We start from the raw sequence: 17592 nt of genomic DNA on the forward strand, positions 1-17592 counted from the left end.
CAATCCGGCGTCAAAAAAGGCTGGGCCTGCTGAACGCCCTGTACGACGCCCGGAGAGCCGAAAAAGACGAGCTTAAAGCCGAATAACAAAACGGAGCGGGGAGCGTTTTGGGACGCTCCCCGCTCCGTTTTACCCGGCCCGCATCCGCAGGCCGCACTTGCCTTAACAATGAATCACCCCCGATCCGATCAATTCCTCGCCGTCGTACCACGAGGCGAACTGCCCGGCCGTAACGCCGCGCTGCGGCTCGTCGAACACGATATACCCGCCCTCGGGCGTCACATGCAGCACGCCGTCCTGCAACGGCTGCCGGTAGCGTATCCGCATCCGGAACCGCGCGCTCGCGCCCGGCTGCAACGCCCGGTCGGGACGTACCCAGTGCATCTCGTCCGGCAGAATGCGCAACCCGCGCCGGTAAAGTCCCGGATGTCGCTGTCCCTGGCCGACGTACAGCACGTTGCGCTCCACGTCCGTCGCAATCACGAACAACGGCTCCGGCTTGCCTCCGACGTTCAGGCCCTTGCGCTGCCCGATCGTGAAGAAATGCGCCCCGCGATGCCGTCCGACGCACGTTCCGTCCGTCTCGCGGTACGCGTACGGCGCAGCCAACTCATCGAGCGTCGCGCCGTCGGCCAGCGGACGGTAGCCGTCCCACGAGGCCGGCACCTCGACGATATCGCCCTCGCGGGCCTCCAACCACTGTTGCAGGAACACCGGCAGATCGACCTTGCCGACGAAACAGATGCCCTGCGAATCCTTGCGGGCCGCCGTAGCCAGGTGCTGTTCGGCGGCGATCCGCCGAACCTCCGGCTTCAGCAGGTGTCCGATCGGAAACAGCGCGCGCGAAAGCTGCCGCTGGGTCAACTGACACAAGAAATAACTCTGGTCTTTGTTCGGGTCGCTGCCCGCCAGCAGACGGTGTACCGTGCGCCCGTCGATCTCGACGTCCTCGCGGCGACAGTAGTGACCCGTAGCCACGTAATCGGCCCCCAGGTCAAGCGCCGCTTTCAGGAAGGCGTCGAACTTGATTTCGCGGTTGCAAAGCACGTCCGGGTTCGGCGTCCGTCCCCGGCCGTACTCGGCAAACATATAGTCCACGACGCGGCGGCGGTATTCATCGCTCAGGTCGATCAGATGAAACGGGATGTCGAGCCGCTTGGCCACCAGTTCGGCGAACATGTGGTCGTCGTACCACGGGCAATCGCCTTCGAGCGTCCCGGTCGTATCCTTCCAGTTGCGCATGAAAAGCCCCACCACATCGTATCCCTGCTCCTTGAGCAGGTAGGCCGCCACGCTCGAATCGACGCCTCCGGAGAGGCCCACCACTACCCGCATCACATCACCGCCAATTTCAGCACGTCGCTGTTGGTCTTCACATAATTGAACTTCAGGCCGCCGAGGTACTCGGGTTTGATCTCCGAAATATCTTTGCGGTTATCCTCGCTGAGGATGATCTCGTGGATACCGGCGCGCTTGGCGGCGAGGATTTTCTCCTTGATCCCGCCGACGGGCATCACGCGGCCCCGGAGGGTCGTCTCGCCCGTCATCGCGACGCGTTCCTTGACCTTGTGGCCGGTGAAGGTCGATACGAGCGAAGTCACCATCGTGATACCGGCGCTCGGCCCGTCCTTCGGAATCGCTCCCTCCGGCACGTGGATGTGCACGTCGTATTTGCTGAACATCTCCGGATCGATCCCCAGCTCCCGGCTGTGGGCCTTGACCCATTGCAGCGCGATCGTGGCCGACTCTTTCATCACGTCGCCGAGGTTGCCCGTCATCGTCAGGGCGCCCTTGCCCGGCGTCAGGATCGACTCGATATACAGGATATCGCCGCCGACCTCCGTCCAAGCCAGCCCCGTCACGACGCCGACAATGCCGCCGACCTCATACTCCTCCCTCTGGAAACGCGGCACGCCGAGGATTTTCTCCACGTCGGCAGCCGTCACCTCCGGCTTGAACTGTTCGTCGAAACCGATGTTCTTCGCACGCGTGCGGACGATCTTCGCGATGTTCTTGTCCAGCGCGCGCACGCCCGATTCGCGGGTATACTCGCCGATCACCTTCTCGATCACCTTCGGCCCCATCCTGAACTGCTTGGCCGGGACGCCGTGCGCCTCGAGCTGCTTCGGGATCAGGTGCTTGCGGGCAATCTGTATCTTATCCTCCAGGATATAGCCCGGAATATTGATCATCTCCATCCGGTCGCGCAGCGGCGCCGGGATGTTCGCTACGTTGTTGGCCGTTGCGATGAACAGCACTTTCGACAGGTCGTACTCCGTATCGAGGTAGTTGTCGTGGAACGTCGTGTTCTGTTCCGGATCGAGCACTTCGAGCAGCGCCGACGACGGGTCGCCGTGGTTGCTGACGGTCACTTTGTCGATCTCGTCGAGGATAATCACCGGGTTCGACGAGCCGGCGCGCTTGATCGTCTGAATGATCCGCCCCGGCATTGCGCCGATATACGTTTTGCGGTGCCCGCGGATCTCGGCCTCGTCGTGCAGGCCGCCGAGCGAGATACGCCCGAACTTGCGCTTCAGCGCAGCCGCCACCGACTTGCCGAGCGAAGTCTTACCGACCCCCGGAGGACCGTACAGACACAGGATCGGCGATTTCAGGTCGCCTTTGAGCTTGATTACGGCCAGGTGCTCCAGAATCCGGTCTTTCACTTCGTCGAGCCCGAAATGGTCGTTGTCGAGCCGTTTTTTCGCATGGGCGAGGTCGAGGTTATCCTTCGTATAGGTGTCCCACGGCAGGTCGAGCATCAGTTGCAGGTAATTGAGTTGCACCGAATATTCGGCCACCGCCGGGTTCATCCGTTCGAGTTTGGACAACTCTTTGAAAAACAGCTCCTTCACATCCGGCTTCCAACGCTTCTTCGCGGCGCGTTCATGCAGGTCGTCCAGATCCTTGTCGGCCGGATCGCCGCCCAGCTCGTCCTGGATCGTGCGGATCTGCTGCTGCAAGAAATACTCGCGCTGCTGCTGATCGATGTTCTGCTTCACCTTACCCTGGATTTCGTTTTTCAGCTCGGCGATCTGCTGCTCGCGCACCAGTATCTCCAACAGCCGGCGCGCACGCGCCAGCAGGCCCGGAGCCTCCAGCAAACGCTGGCGGTCGGCGTCGGGCAGATCCATGTTCGAACAGATGAAGTTGATCGTCCCGCGTTTGTTATCGATATTCTTGATCGCAAAAGTCGCCTCTTTGGGCATCTGCGGCGAAATATTGATAATATTCAGCGCGACGTCCTTGATCGAATCGACCAGCGCCTCGAACTCGATGTTCGTCGGCTCGGGAATCGAATCCTTCAGCGGAGCGACCGAAGCCCTGAAATAAGGCTCCGTCATGATGAAATCGCGGATTTCGATCTTGTCCAGTCCGTGCAGGATAACGGTCAGATTGCCGTTCGGCATTTCGAGCACTTTCAGGATGCGGGCCGCCGTTCCGACACGGTACAAATCGTCCGGGCCGGGTTGTTCGACCTCCGACTCCTTTTGCAGCACGGCGCCGAGGATACTTCCGCCGCTCTCCACCTCGCGAACCAGTTTCATCGACTTGTCGCGGCCGACCGTAATCGGCGTGATCGACCCCGGGAAAAGCACCGAACTGCGCAACGTCAGAATCGGCAACACCTCCGGAATCACTACGTTTTCTCCCATATCACCATCTTCGCCCGCCATGATCGGGATTACATGGTGACGGCCTTCGAGCATATCTGATATGCCTGCGAAGTCCTCTTTCTTATTATATTTTTTACTCATCTTCGTCTCTGTTTAATCTGCAAATATAGTGCATTTTAACTAAAATCAACAAACTGTTCCCGGCGAAATGCGCCGTCGCCCGCTTTTCGACACAGGTCAAAACAGCCGCCAATCTTAAAGTTTTTCAAAATAGAAACGAAAAAACAGCCCCTATTATTGCAAATCGCTATCTTTACGACGTAAAATGATACGAATCGTGAAAAGCTACATTCTGAGCCTGTTGCTCGTATTTTCGGGCATCGCTTGCTGTCCGGCCCGGCCGCTGCCGAAAGCGTGGGTGCGCGACAGTCTGCCCGCGCTGACCGAACGGTGCAGGCAATTGCTGTCCCGCGCCTACATGGCCGAAAAATTGATCGGCGAAACCCGCTCGCTGCCCGGCTGGGAGGGTTTCAACGTTCGACTTTACGAATACCGTACCGGCCGAGACATTCGCACCGGAGCCCCCAAAACCGGCAGGGTATATCTGCTGAATCCGGAGCCGGAGCGGCTGGCGCGGTGGATTGCCACGACCTGCCTGGAAGTCAAAGGAAGCCTCGGTTTCGAATATACCGACCGGCTGCTGCGGTGGATACGCGGGCAGTCGGGGGCGCAGTTCCCGGTGCGGGGCGTCGTTTACGAAGCGATGGAGCGGCCCGGGCGCTACGAACCGTACGTGTTCAAGGACGGCGTGACGGTGTACGTGGCCGACAACGCCCGCTTCCCGGCAGACGGGCACTGCACCCCCGAACAGTTGGCGTTTTACCTGACCCTGACCGATGCCGACCTGAAACCCCGCACGGGCCGTTACGCCCGCATTTGCAGCACGACGCGCGAACAGTACAAAGCCGCCGGCGGCCGCGACGAAGTGGGCGACAGCGACTCCGACCGCCGACTGGCATGGCTCGATACGGTGCGCAGGCTCTACCGGCGGGCGATGAAATCCGACCGCAACGAACTGATGATCGCCTGGGCCAAGGCAAACCTGTAATAATTGCCGGAAAATTGTTATTTTTGCGAGATTAATGCTAAAATTCGGAATACTTATGGAAATCGGTGCAAAATACACCCCGCAGCAGATCGAATCCAAGTGGTACGACTACTGGATCCGCCACAATTTTTTCCACTCGACGCCCGACGGAAGGGAACCCTACACGATCGTCATCCCGCCGCCGAACGTGACCGGAGTGCTGCACATGGGGCACATGCTGAACGAAACCATACAGGACGTGCTGGTACGCCGCGCCCGGATGCAGGGCAAAAACGCCTGCTGGGTTCCGGGAACCGACCACGCGTCGATCGCCACCGAAGCCAAAGTCGTCCAGAAACTCAAAGCCGACGGAATCGATAAAAATTCGCTGACCCGCGAAGAATTTTTAAAACACGCTTGGCAGTGGAAAGAGAAACACGGCGGCATCATCCTGAACCAACTGCGCAAACTCGGCGCTTCGTGCGACTGGGAGCGTACCAAATTCACGATGGACCCGGCGCTGAGCGAAAGCGTCATCAAAGTATTCGTCGACCTGTATAAAAAAGGTAAAATCTACCGCGGCGTACGAATGGTCAACTGGGACCCCGCCGCGCAGACCGCCCTTTCCGACGAAGAGGTCATCTACCGCGAATCGCAGGGGAAGCTGTACTACCTGCGCTACAAAATCGAAGGAACGTCGCGTTACGTCGTCGTAGCCACGACGCGGCCGGAAACGATCCTCGGCGACACGGCGCTGTGCGTCAACCCGAACGACCCGCGCTACCGGGATCTGCCGCAGGATGCGCGCGTGCTGGTGCCGCTCATCGACCGTTCGATTCCGGTGATCCGCGACGAGTACGTCGACATCGAATTCGGAACCGGCGCACTGAAAGTGACCCCGGCCCACGACGTGAACGACTACATGCTCGGCGAAAAATACAACCTCGAAGTCATCGACATTTTCAACGACGACGGTACGCTGAACGAGCACGGCGAACGCTACGCCGGCATGGACCGTTTCGAAGTCCGCCGGCAGATCGAGAAAGACCTCGCCGACGCCGGCCTGCTCGAAAAGGTCGAAGCCTATACCAACAAGGTGGGATATTCGGAACGCACCAACGTGCCGATCGAGCCGAAGCTGTCGATGCAGTGGTTTCTGAAGATGACCGAACTGGCCCAGCCGGCTCTCAAAGCGGTCATGGAAGACGAAATCCGGCTGGTTCCGGCCAAATTCAAGAATACGTACCGCTACTGGATGGAGAACGTCAAGGACTGGTGCATCTCGCGGCAATTGTGGTGGGGCCAGCAGATCCCGGCCTACTTCCTCCCCAAAGGGGGGTACGTGGTCGCCGAAACGCCCGAAGAAGCGCTGAAGCTGGCCCGCGAAAAGACCGGCGACGCTTCGCTGACGGCAACCGACCTACGCCGCGACCCCGACGTGCTCGACACGTGGTTTTCGTCATGGCTATGGCCGATCTCGGTGTTCGACGGCATCAACCGCCCCGAAAACGAGGAGATCAAATACTACTACCCGACCAACGACCTGGTCACCGGGCCCGACATCCTGTTCTTCTGGGTCGCCCGGATGATCATCGCCGGATACGAATACCGGGGCGAAATGCCGTTCAGGAACGTCTACCTGACCGGCATCGTCCGCGACAAACTGCGTCGCAAGATGAGCAAATCGCTCGGCAATTCGCCCGATCCGCTCGACCTGATCGAACAGTACGGGGCCGACGGCGTACGGCTGGCGATGCTGCTGTGCTCGGCGGCCGGCAACGACCTGTTGTTCGACGACGCGCTGTGCGAACAGGGACGCAACTTCGGCAACAAGATATGGAACGCTTACCGGCTGGTAAACGGCTGGCAAGTGGACGACTCGCTGGCGCAGAGCGACAGCAACCGGCTCGCCGTATCCTGGTTCGACGCGATGCTGAACCGTACGCTCGGCCAAATCGAAGAGGATTTTACCGAATACCGCATTTCGGAAGCGTTGATGAAGCTGTACCGCCTGTTCTGGGACGAGTTCTCCGGATGGTACCTTGAAATGGTGAAACCGGGCTACCGGCAACCGACCGACCGGGCGACGATGGACGCTACGAAAGCGTTCTTCGACAGGTTGCTCCGGACGCTGCATCCGTTCATGCCGTTCATCACCGAGGAAATCTGGCAGCACATGGCTCCGCGCAAAGACGGCGAAAGCATCACGGTCGCCGCGCTGCCCGCGCCGCAGCCGTTCGACCAGGCGCTGCTCGAACGCATCGAACAGCTCAAAGAGGCCGTCTCGTCCGTGCGGAACATCCGCAAGGAGCACAACATTCCGAACAAGGAAGCGCTGGAACTGTACGTCATCGGGGACGACAATTATCATCGCGAATACAACCCGCTGCTGCAAAAAATGGCGAACCTGAACCGCGTGGAGGAGATCGCCGAAAAGCGTTCCGACGCAGCCGCGTTCATCGTCAAAACGACCGAATATTTCGTCCCGCTGGGCGGCAGCATCGATGTGGAAGAAGAACTCAAGAAGCTGAAGGCCGACCTCGCCTACCAGGAAGGATTTCTCGCCTCCGTTCTGAAAAAACTGTCGAACGAACGTTTCGTACAGAACGCCCCGGCCAAAGTGATCGAAACCGAACATGCCAAACGGCACGACGCGGAAGCCAAAATCAAGGCGCTAAAGGAACGTATCGATCAGTTACAATAAAATTTCACAAGACGAAAAGAGCCCGGAAAGATTCCGGGCTCTCGTTTTAAAACATGAAGTTATCTTAAAAAAAACATCCATACAGGAAAATATCTCCGAAAAGACTTCTACACTACGTCAACGTGCAGACTGTAAATTAAAAACTTTCTCATATAATAATTTCCGCACATCTTCATTAGCCGTTGGATTCCCAACCAATGTCACCCGATTTGTCGAATCCAGTAAAAAACTATGGTAATGAAAATCCTGTGGGATATGCGTATTCAATCTACCAAAAACACCGGATTCATCGATATATACGACATGTATGGATTTATAAGCCTTTTTCTCTGGATTGCATCTTTGTGATATTTTCTCTCACGGTACGGTACAACTTAAAAAGCAACCTACCAACAAAAGTATAATTCACCGTGTAATTTTCATATTTTATTTCAATTGTTGGATACCGATAGCACATCCTCCCGCATGAATATGATCAATAATATGATCGGGTAAAGACACGTCTTTCGGATTCACATTCGTGGTCATGAAATAGGAAAAGATAAACGGATCATCGTATTCGGTAAACAAACTGTTTGAAAATAACTCGACCGGTTGACTCTCATATTTAATTCCATTTTTTCTATCAACGATGAAACACCGCGATTTTCCATGATCTCTCAACTTTCCGATGATTAAATCTCCTTTTACAGCAACATAATCCTTGATAAAACAATAATTTTCGAATTTATCCAATTTAGACTCTACGTCCTTTTTATTTTCATCGGGAACATTGCACGCTCCAAAATCGAAACGAATTATCTGTCTGAGATTCAAATCTCGACTCAACACATACGCATTATTATCAATAGGCTGATTATAAACAACATTCTGTTCGCAATCCGTAAAACGATAAGATGAAAACACATAGGCGGGATCGATATATTCATCATAATACAATACCTGATTCTCCATTTTACATTGTGAATCCGTCTGCCCGATCTTATATCCTTTCGCACGTCCGCTATTCCAGGACGCTAATCCGAATATTATTTTTCCCCCTACCGATTTGAGAATATCCGCCTCAAAATCCAACGTATGACTCGCTATGAAATTAAAATCAGAATCGTACAAATTAACCTTATCGGTATGTGAATCCAATACATACAATACTCCGGACTCCCTGTCTATATCAAAATCGGTTATTTGTAAATATTCGTAAAGGGCCCTGCCTTTTCTTTGGAATTTTCTAATAAATTTCCCGGATCGATCGAATTCCAGAATCGCATTCAATCGTTGATCCAATATGAATAATGAACTATCGACAAATTTCACTTTATCAACCCGCCCGAAAAGAGCATCGGAAACGGTATCGAATGCAACAAACTCCATTTTAGACACAATATCCTCCGGAATCTGTTCAAAATTTCGGCTTGTTAACGATTCGTAATCTATAATAGACACGGGTACATCATAGTCTACCTTCTTCCGAGAATCGCATCCCACGAGGAACAACAATATGCCAATTAATAAGATTGGCTGTTTATCAAAACATATAAACAGACGGATGAGTTTCGACATAACATTCTCTCTTTCTCAAAAATCTGCCCATCCGATTTTCCATAAATTTACAGAAAACCGAAAAAGGCAGACTTTTAGTATTCAACAGATTTTCCCGCTGTTACCCTTTAATTGCAACCAGACAAGTCTTTACAATTTACCGTATTCTCCGACTTACAGTTTCCCGTAGCTTCAGATTTAGTACCTCCGCAAGGAGTGTCCTCACTTTCCCCGCTCGCCAACGCTTCTACATTGGCCGAAAGAAATAAAATTCGATCGGTATTGTCAGAAACCAACAAATAAGCGCCGGCAGCCCATGCGACCGCAAACGAACAAATCGCTCTTTCATAACAATTAACAATCAATAAATAACAAAATTAACGCGATCTTCATTACAATATTAACGATAATTACCATTATCGACAAACCGTCATCACTAAAAAAGAACTTATTAGAAACTATCATCGTTACAGGCTACAGGCGATTTGCTTATCGTAAACGTTCCGGGATCATCGATTCCTATGTAAAAAAGTCCTTCGAAAAACAGGATTGCCGGCAGTCGGCCGGCCAGGGGACGATAAACCCACGGACGTTTCGCCCCGGCCAGAATGATCGAAACCGAACATGCCGAACGGCACGACGCGGAAGCCAAAATCAAGGCGTTGCAGGAGCGCATCGCGCAACTGGGATAAAAACATTTACAAAACAAGAAGCCCGTTGTGTGGAGACAACGGGCTTCCTGTTTTTATCGTTAAAAATCGACCATTCAACGAACCTCATACAAGAACAGGATCGGATTATCGTCCTCTTTCATCCTCTCTATTTTTTCCTTAAACCAAGGAGCCGCTCCCTTAGCGACATGCTCGACATAAATTTTCAACGACACCTGATTCACCGACGGAAGAAACGCAATATATTTATTTCCGATATCCTGCGTCGGCAGCATTCCGTTGCACGGAATTTGAGTTTGAGTATCCAGGATCATCGGGAAAGCCTTCACCTCGTTCGTCCGCGTATCGAGCACGCAAAAGCCCCGGTTATTGACCGAAAAATACAGCTTCCCGGAACTCTCTTTGATATTCGCCAACCCGGTGACATAATCACGATCCCACCCCCGCTGCAAGTACTCCTGATCGGACAGCCGATCGCCTTTTTGCAAAGATTCAGGCAGATTGTATTTGCCGAAATCGATCCGGTAACGGGGAACGACGGCGCCTTCGTCATATTGATAAATCGTATTGGCAAAACGCCGTGCGAAATAGGGTTTCGTACTGGTCTGTATCAACGCTCCCGGCGGATAAAACGGCCCGAGATCGATCAACGGCAGATCCAGCACCTTCTTTTGACGCAACGACCGATCGTCATTGGGCAACTCAACGAGAAAATCATCTCCGTTTTGCGCCCGCATATCCATGCAGATCAAGCGATCCTTCGCAATGGCAAACTGAAAAAACAATTCGTCTGTCAGTACCTCGCCGATAAATTTGCCGTTATAATCGAACCGCATAAATTTGGAAGGCACATCCGAATAAACGACGAATTGCCGCCTGTCGTAATCGAAACAACAATCCCGGATCTTTATGTATTCGCCCGGACCGCGTCCTTTCCGGTCGATCGAAAACAAAAACCGGCCTACCGTATCGAATACGCATATTTTCCAACTCCGATCATCATAAACGGCGATCCGGTCTTCGAAAACGAATACCTTACTGATATCCCCTAAAAGAGCTCCCTCGGTCGTCTCGAAAAAAATCACGCGACTCTTCGAAAAAATCAACGAATCGGGCACGCAATGATCCTCACCGGAAAACAAATTCCGGACATCCGCATGCACGAAGGAAACCGAAGCGCCATCCTCCCCTCCCTTGGCATGACACCCTATAACACATGACAAACATGCAACTATCAAAAATAACCTTGTCTTCATTCCGTCGTTCGGATTCGTTCATATATCAACCACCCCCTACGCATTCACGCAAGAAATCGTTTCCACTCCGTTACAGGGCGTGTCCATAAGCTTATTTTACGAACGCCATCCCACAAAACGATCACGGCCGCCGTATGACCCTGAAAAAACGCCTTTCGCCTTGTCCCAAATCAACCATTAGCGGCGACACCCCCATACGACCGCAACGAATACGGAACTGACTTTCTCCGGCAACCGTCCCTAACCATGAACAAATATCAAAATTAATCGGATTTCACTACAATATTAACGATAATTGTCATTACCGACAAATTAATTATGAATCGTCCCCATCGTGTATAAAACCAATACTCCGCCGCCGTTAACAAGATGCTCTTCCACGACCGGTTCCGCACGTTCAAAACCATCCGCTACCAAACTTTTGTAACTATCGTCTCCTGCAAGAAAACAAACATATTTATCATTATAACTACATAACGGAAACCATAAGCATTTAAAACTGCTCTCCGCCGAATTCACAGTAATCCCTCCGTTTTTTCCATCATAAAGAAAACAATCTAAAAAATCACCAATACTGACTTCCAATGCAATATAATCCCTACACATCACAGGAGTGCCATAAAGATAATGATAACCATTCTCATTAATTGCGTGTATATCACCACGACTATCCCGGGGAATTTTATTCGGCCCGAAATCGACTGCAATATTGAACATGGTGTCTGCATTATTTTTTGAAAAGACAGTGAAAACATCGGAACCGCACGAATGAAAAACAATGCGATCTTCCGTTGTCGAAAAATAGGTTTGCTTGCCGATTGGATCTTCCTCGGAATAAGTAAACAACCTGCGTTTTATGCGGCAATTGGAATCCATAACAAAAAGCCTGTGCGGTGATTGCTTACCCGACAGGCTGCCTCCGGGTAATGGTGCGAATGCAAAAAGAAAATCACCGTTATCAAAACACTCGACATCCCAGACTACCACGGGTAATTTCTTCTTATTTAAATATTTCCCCGATCGGGAATCATAAACATAAAGTATATGTCGATAATTGTCTATGACATAAATAGAATGATCGTCGACCGCAAAGTTTTTAATTTCAAGATATTCCTGCGGCCCTCTTCCCTTACGATCAATTGCGAACTTAAAATTCCCGGCTAAATCGAAAACAACGATCTTATGATTCCGAAAATCCCCGATATAAATATTCCCGTTTTTCATCACGAGCTTATTAATTTCCGAGAAAGCAGACTCTTTCACATCTTCTAACAAAATATAATCGACTGAACGAACAGACGTAGCAATAAGAGAATCCGGAAACCGATCAAACATAATAGTCCGGTCTATCCTAACGTTTTCCTCATTTTTTACTTTAGAGCAACAAGCAATAAAAACAAATACGCTGAACCAGAGAATACTATTTGCCTTTTTCATTTCGTTAAAATAAAATATAAGAACAGAACCAAATCTCGATTCTGGTTCTGTTCATTATCAAATAATTCAATTAACTTTTGTGTGTCGGGCAACGTTTTGAATTACATCCACTTCCTCCTCCCTGACAGGTTATAATCTCCACCTTACATTTTTTACCTTTGGAGATTTGCACGCCACAAATGGAACTATACATATATCCGTCCGGATACTCATACTGTCCGCCTTCATCACGCGTTAACGCCTCGACATTTGATAAAAGAAGTGCCCCCTCACTGGTTTTGTCCGCTGTTAGTAAATAAGCACCGGCAGCCAATACGACCGCAAACGAACATAGAATTACTTCTTTCATGATAATTGATTTTAATAATCAATAAATGGCAAGATTGAACACAATCTTTATTACAATATTAACGATAATTACCATTATCAACAAACCGTTATCACTAAAAAAGAACTTATTAGGAACTATTATCGTTACGGGCTGCAAGTGATTGCTTATCGTAAACGCTCCGGTTCATCAATTCCTATACAAAAAAGCCTTCCGAAAAGCCTGGCTGCGGGGGACAATAAACTCACGGACGTTTCGCCCCGGCCAAAGTGATCGAAACCGAACACGCCGAACGGCACGACGAGGAAACCAAAACCAAAGCATTGCGGGAACGTATCGCGCAGTCGGGACATACACACAAAACAACCGGCCTGCTGTCCTGCGACAGCAAGCCGGTTGTTTTCACTTACATACGAAAGAAGTCACTCGTCGGAGCGGATAGCCGATTCGTACAAACGCCAGATTTTGTCGCTCCCTATCGGATTGCCGACGGCCCGAGGCTGATTACGACCGTTTAATAAAAACGTATGGTAAGCCTCCCGGTCGATATGATAAGTCGCGGCGAAAGATCCCAACGTATCGTAGAGCACAGGCAGCGTAAAGTGAATCATTTTCATCTGGGCATGGATCGCCTGCATATCCGGGACGTGAACGACCAGAACGACCGGAACGCGCATACGCCCTCGCACCACATTCCACATCCGCAGGCTCTGCAACTTACAACCGACGCAACCCGAAGAATCGAGGTAGTGGACAATCTTGGGGCCGGGCATCCGTACGGTACTTTTCGCCAGATCTTCGGGCGCATACAGCCGGCTCAAGTCGATGCGTTGCTCCATAAACGATTCCAGTTTCCGGTACTCGGCTCCTTTCCGTGAATCGCAGCCGGTTCCCATACTCAGCCCCATCCCTACGATCAGCAAAAAGTATCTTGCCAACATCCTAGAAATCCTTTACCTTAAAACATGCCAAAAAAAGATTGGCGTCCGTCTCCATACTGTCTATCATCGCCTTGTATTTGCCCGAAAATCCGTAATCTTTCGCCATATATTGCAGCGTTATCGCATGATGCGGACCGTAACACCAATCCCCGTCGCACGCATAGATAATGCTGGTCAAATAGTCGAAAGTACGATCCCCGCTCATATTTTCAAGCGTTTTATCGTACCGGATCGCATTTCCGGAATTTTTCGAATAAAGGTACATATCGTCCATCCCGGAACGTAACAAGATATGCGATCCGACATTGAAAAACTCCACCGGAAAAAAATAGTTTCGCTTCTCATATTCGGGCAATTCCGCATTGGGATCCATTTCCCGGCGCTGCTCGTCGTTCAGCAATTTCACGTCCTCGTCCCCACTCTCTATAATATAAGCCGGGGATACGGTACGTTCCGACACGGCGACACGGTAAACCGTATCCCCCAAGGTAGGATAGTATAGAATATCCCCGTTGTCCAAATAACCGCTGGCCGACAGGAACGACAAACCGTATTTTGGCGTCCGGTTCCTTATCATGCCCTGGACGACGTCTCCTTTCAGGTCGATCCAGTGCAAATCGTAATCCCGCAGCAGCGAATCCTGATACTGTTCCTTGTTGTCGTTTTCATACCTCAGGATCATATCGTCGCGGAAAGCGATCACCTGTTTCGGCGTAAAATCGACTTTAACCACATGTTCGAGATTCAGAAATTCGTCGAAAATAAAAATCTTGCGAACGACGTCGTCTGCGACCAATATTTTCTTGCTGACCGGATCGGCCGCGAGAAAACACAACATGAAATACTCGTCGGGCCCGTTCCCCCGCGCTTCGAACTTTTTCAGAAATTTCCCGTCTCGATCGAAACAGAGCAACTTCGTTCCCATCCGGTCGAGTAAATAGAATTTGCCGTTCAGCAATTTCAGGCAGCGCACATAATCGAACATCGATTCCGGGGTGGTCTCCAATTGAACGAAACGGAGCGAATCGAATAATTCGGCTCCGGAAACTCCGTCTTTTTTCGGTTCGATCCACAACCGAGTAAGCGAATCGGACGAAGCCCGGCGATACATATTGCGATTTTTGCAGGAAACGACTCCTGCAAAAACCGCAATAACCAAACACAAAACTTTCGCGATTTTCATCGACTACAAGCTATGAAATCGATCAACCGATCATACAATCCGGACATCCGGCAAGTTCTCCCCCCTCGACATACATACACACCGGAGTCTTTCCCTTAACGAGTTGGGGCGGATCGGTCGGACTAAGTCCAGGGAATGCTACATAACAAGGAGGCTCCAGAATATAAGAAACTATTCTATAACCCATTTTGGGCGGCTCCGGTTTTTCATCTTGCGTCAGCGCTTCGACATTGGCCAATAAAAAATCACCGTAACCACGAAGTCCGCTGTTTTTCAGATAGACGCCCGTAGCCAATAATGTAAAAATGCCCGCGATTCCCCAAAAGATAAATGCTTTTTTCATAACAATAACGTTTTGATAGTTTAATAAATAATTGGTAATAAATAACACATAACATCATTGCAATAATAATAACAAACCCGGTAACGGACAAGCAACCTCACCAAAAAGGAATCAATTAACTACCAATCCCGGCTTCGAATCGTCAGGCGGGCTTTCTCTTCATGTTCCGTCCGGAACAGGCGCGGAGCGCTCCGTTTCTTCCCCCCCCTCATCCTCCCCTGCGTTACGCTCCCGCACAAAAAAGAGTCCCCCGATTACTCGAAGGACGACTCTAAGAGGCGGCGACCTACTCTCCCACATGTTACTGCAGTACCATCGGCGTAAACGGGCTTAACTTCCCAGTTCGAAATAGGAAGGGGGAACTTCGCTGCTATAATCACCAAAATCTTTATTGTTATACCTACAACATCATACAGACTCAGCGATACCTTTAGTAAAAATTCCTTCTGTTCAATCCGGTTCCCTTGTCTAAAGAACCGAACTTTATGGATTTAATTGATAAATAATTAGACAAGGATTATCGTCGACCTCGATAGACGGGATGATTTGGCGCAATCGTGCGGTTTGTTCGGGATAATCCTTTTCAAAATCGTTATATTCATCTCTCCCATCCACGAACGGTTTCATATTCAATGCACTTATTTCTGTAATGATAGCCTGCTGCGAAATTGCGCGTATTCGACCGAAAGGAAGAAAATACTTTGTCTCATTGACGACCGGTTCGCAGAGCCGACTCGCTCGCGTTTGTTTGTCATATACCAGCAAACGAGGTTGCCCTTCAAATACGAAATAGAATACCCAATAACGTTCGGTCTGCTGGAAACAGTTAATCTTCTGAACAAATCCGTTCGCTTCATTCGGGTCCAGATGTTGTAACTTCTCAAAACGGTTCACTTGTTCCGGCCAACCGTATTTTCCAAAATCCAATCGGAACAAAGGAGTCGCGCCCTTTTCTGAACAACTGTAAATAAGATTCTCACGCGGAGCAAGAAAATAACCGACACCGTCGTACGATGAAAAAGCATATGCATCGTTATAATACATGCTTTCCCATCCCTTTTCTATCGGAATATCCCCTCTCACAACTTTATAGTTTTCATCCAATATCCAGAGTTCATAAGAACCATCTTGCGCATATCCCCCCGCATATCCAACAACACCGTCGCGCATAGGGCATATAGCAACTAATTCTTTCGGCAATTCGGTTTGAGAAATTAGGGAAGTTCCGTCCAGATCGAACGAAAGTATTTCCGACGAATTCCTTGTCAGCAAATTCAACGTACCGGATTGGTCGTCGATAAAAAAATCACGTAGCTGAATGTATTCTCCTGGCCCTCGACCTTTCCGACTGATTTTACGGATTGCTTTGCCTTGCATGTCAAAAATAAATAGAGATTGACTGGCATAAAAATCACCGATATATATCTTGCCGTCATGAATCAGAACTTTATCGATTCGTCCGACCAATACGCTATCGTTTGTTTCCAGCCTTACAATCCGGATATCTTTGATAAGAGACAATCGTTGCAACTCAACCGTATGCTCGTCCAGATCTATCGTAATAGACTGAAATTCACATGTATTACATTGCATCTGACACGAAAATAAAAATAAGCACGAAACCAAGGATGCAACACTCACAGACAATACTTTATTCATGAATTCCAATTCTAAAATAGCCCCAAACGTTAAATGATATCAGCTTTACGGCCTTATTTGGATGGACCCGCACTGCAATTCTGCGGAGTACATAACTCATTCCCCCCTGCAGCACAATGCACCTCTCCACTCGCCGAATAATAATACGCCTTACCCGTTCTATCCGTTTTTAAAGTAAGCGTTACCCTTCGACAGAAACCGTAATTTCTGAATTTTTCGGCCCTGAAAATTCATAATAACAACCATTCGAAGATCTTATGTAAAGATCTGAGTTACCTTCGTCTCGCGCCAATGCTTCTACATTAGCTAATAGACACGGACTTTCATAAGTGGTACTTTCATTTAGCAGGTAAGTGCCAATAACTGACGCAACGGCAAATGAACACAAAATCATCTTTTTCATAACTATTATTCTAATAAATTAATAAATAATGAAATCATATAAGATCATCGTTTCAATCCATTTCATATCAAAGAGCTACTCTCCATTAGTCGAAAGATTAAACGAAACGACTGCAAATCCACAAATTACCCTTACCGTATATAATGAAGAAACTTTACTCATACATGAACATTTAATAAGATAATAAAGATATATATATGACGATAATAATAAAGATAATAGCAATATCCAAACGCATATTTACAAAAAAAACAAAAAAAACAAAAAAAGAACCAAAAAGATACCAAAAAGCAATCACCTTCTGTTCGGAAGCGAAGCTCGTTCCCTCGCACCACGACCGATACTACCCCTATCAATATCCGCACAAAAAAGAGTCCCCCGAATGCTCGGAGGACTCTAAGGAGGCGGCTACCTACTCTCCCAC

General features: G+C 49.8%; 14 protein-coding genes and 1 rRNA gene. 3 read left to right on the forward strand and 12 right to left on the reverse strand.

Annotated features, from left to right (window positions below):
• Positions 1–162: 162 nt before the first annotated feature.
• Positions 163–1335 (reverse strand): tRNA 2-thiouridine(34) synthase MnmA, encoded by a 1173-nt coding sequence (gene mnmA / locus PGR91_RS11580; protein WP_153498204.1) that lies wholly within the window; start codon positions 1333–1335, stop codon positions 163–165.
• On the reverse strand, positions 1335–3758 hold the full coding sequence (lon, locus tag PGR91_RS11585) for an endopeptidase La (RefSeq protein WP_118657145.1): 2424 nt from the start codon (positions 3756–3758) through the stop codon (positions 1335–1337). The genes mnmA and lon overlap by 1 nt, the downstream gene beginning before the upstream one ends.
• A 196-nt stretch (positions 3759–3954) precedes the next feature.
• Here lon and PGR91_RS11590 point away from each other — a divergent pair, with 196 nt between their 5' ends.
• Both PGR91_RS11590 and PGR91_RS11595 read left to right on the forward strand, forming a co-directional pair.
• Entirely contained in the window at positions 3955–4725 is a 771-nt protein-coding gene (locus PGR91_RS11590) for a cellulase (protein WP_182424268.1), read from the forward strand.
• Positions 4726–4780: 55 nt separating this feature from the next.
• Positions 4781–7408 (forward strand): valine--tRNA ligase, encoded by a 2628-nt coding sequence (locus PGR91_RS11595; RefSeq protein WP_055203241.1) that lies wholly within the window; start codon positions 4781–4783, stop codon positions 7406–7408.
• A 426-nt stretch (positions 7409–7834) separates the two neighbouring features.
• Here PGR91_RS11595 and PGR91_RS11600 read toward each other — a convergent pair whose 3' ends face one another.
• From PGR91_RS11600 to PGR91_RS11645, 10 genes are all read right to left on the reverse strand, one after another.
• A complete protein-coding gene (locus PGR91_RS11600; protein WP_101573705.1) occupies positions 7835–8968 on the reverse strand; it encodes a 6-bladed beta-propeller in 1134 nt (377 codons plus the stop codon).
• 745 nt (positions 8969–9713) lie between these two features.
• The gene (locus PGR91_RS11605; RefSeq protein WP_118657144.1) at positions 9714–10874 is read right to left on the reverse strand and encodes a 6-bladed beta-propeller; all 1161 of its coding nucleotides are present in this window, start codon (positions 10872–10874) and stop codon (positions 9714–9716) included.
• Between the two features lie 312 nt (positions 10875–11186).
• On the reverse strand, positions 11187–12311 hold the full coding sequence (locus PGR91_RS11610; RefSeq protein WP_101573701.1) for a 6-bladed beta-propeller: 1125 nt from the start codon (positions 12309–12311) through the stop codon (positions 11187–11189).
• Positions 12312–12381: 70 nt separating this feature from the next.
• Positions 12382–12660: a hypothetical protein gene (locus PGR91_RS11615; protein WP_125147129.1), complete on the reverse strand. Its 279-nt coding sequence runs from the start codon at positions 12658–12660 to the stop codon at positions 12382–12384.
• Positions 12661–13061: 401 nt separating this feature from the next.
• Complete coding sequence (locus PGR91_RS11620; RefSeq protein ID WP_118458585.1) at positions 13062–13580, reverse strand: hypothetical protein; 519 nt, start codon at positions 13578–13580, stop codon at positions 13062–13064.
• Position 13581: 1 nt separating this feature from the next.
• Entirely contained in the window at positions 13582–14691 is a 1110-nt protein-coding gene (locus PGR91_RS11625) for a 6-bladed beta-propeller (protein ID WP_180951578.1), read from the reverse strand.
• A gap of 94 nt (positions 14692–14785) precedes the next feature.
• Entirely contained in the window at positions 14786–15106 is a 321-nt protein-coding gene (locus PGR91_RS11630) for a hypothetical protein (RefSeq protein WP_118657143.1), read from the reverse strand.
• A gap of 273 nt (positions 15107–15379) precedes the next feature.
• A 5S ribosomal RNA gene (rrf, locus tag PGR91_RS11635) occupies positions 15380–15490 on the reverse strand.
• A gap of 99 nt (positions 15491–15589) precedes the next feature.
• Complete coding sequence (locus PGR91_RS11640; RefSeq protein WP_118657142.1) at positions 15590–16765, reverse strand: 6-bladed beta-propeller; 1176 nt, start codon at positions 16763–16765, stop codon at positions 15590–15592.
• A gap of 181 nt (positions 16766–16946) precedes the next feature.
• Positions 16947–17168, reverse strand: coding sequence for a hypothetical protein (locus tag PGR91_RS11645; protein WP_118458591.1), 222 nt, complete (start codon positions 17166–17168; stop codon positions 16947–16949).
• 197 nt (positions 17169–17365) lie between these two features.
• On the opposite strand from PGR91_RS11645, the gene PGR91_RS11650 reads away from it, so the two are divergent.
• Positions 17366–17592: hypothetical protein (locus tag PGR91_RS11650; RefSeq protein WP_220452168.1), on the forward strand; the 227-nt coding region annotated here is incomplete at its 3' end.

It is taken from the genome of Candidatus Alistipes pullistercoris (assembly GCF_027665465.1).
Classification (GTDB): Bacteria; Bacteroidota; Bacteroidia; order Bacteroidales; family Rikenellaceae; genus Alistipes_A; species Alistipes_A hominis.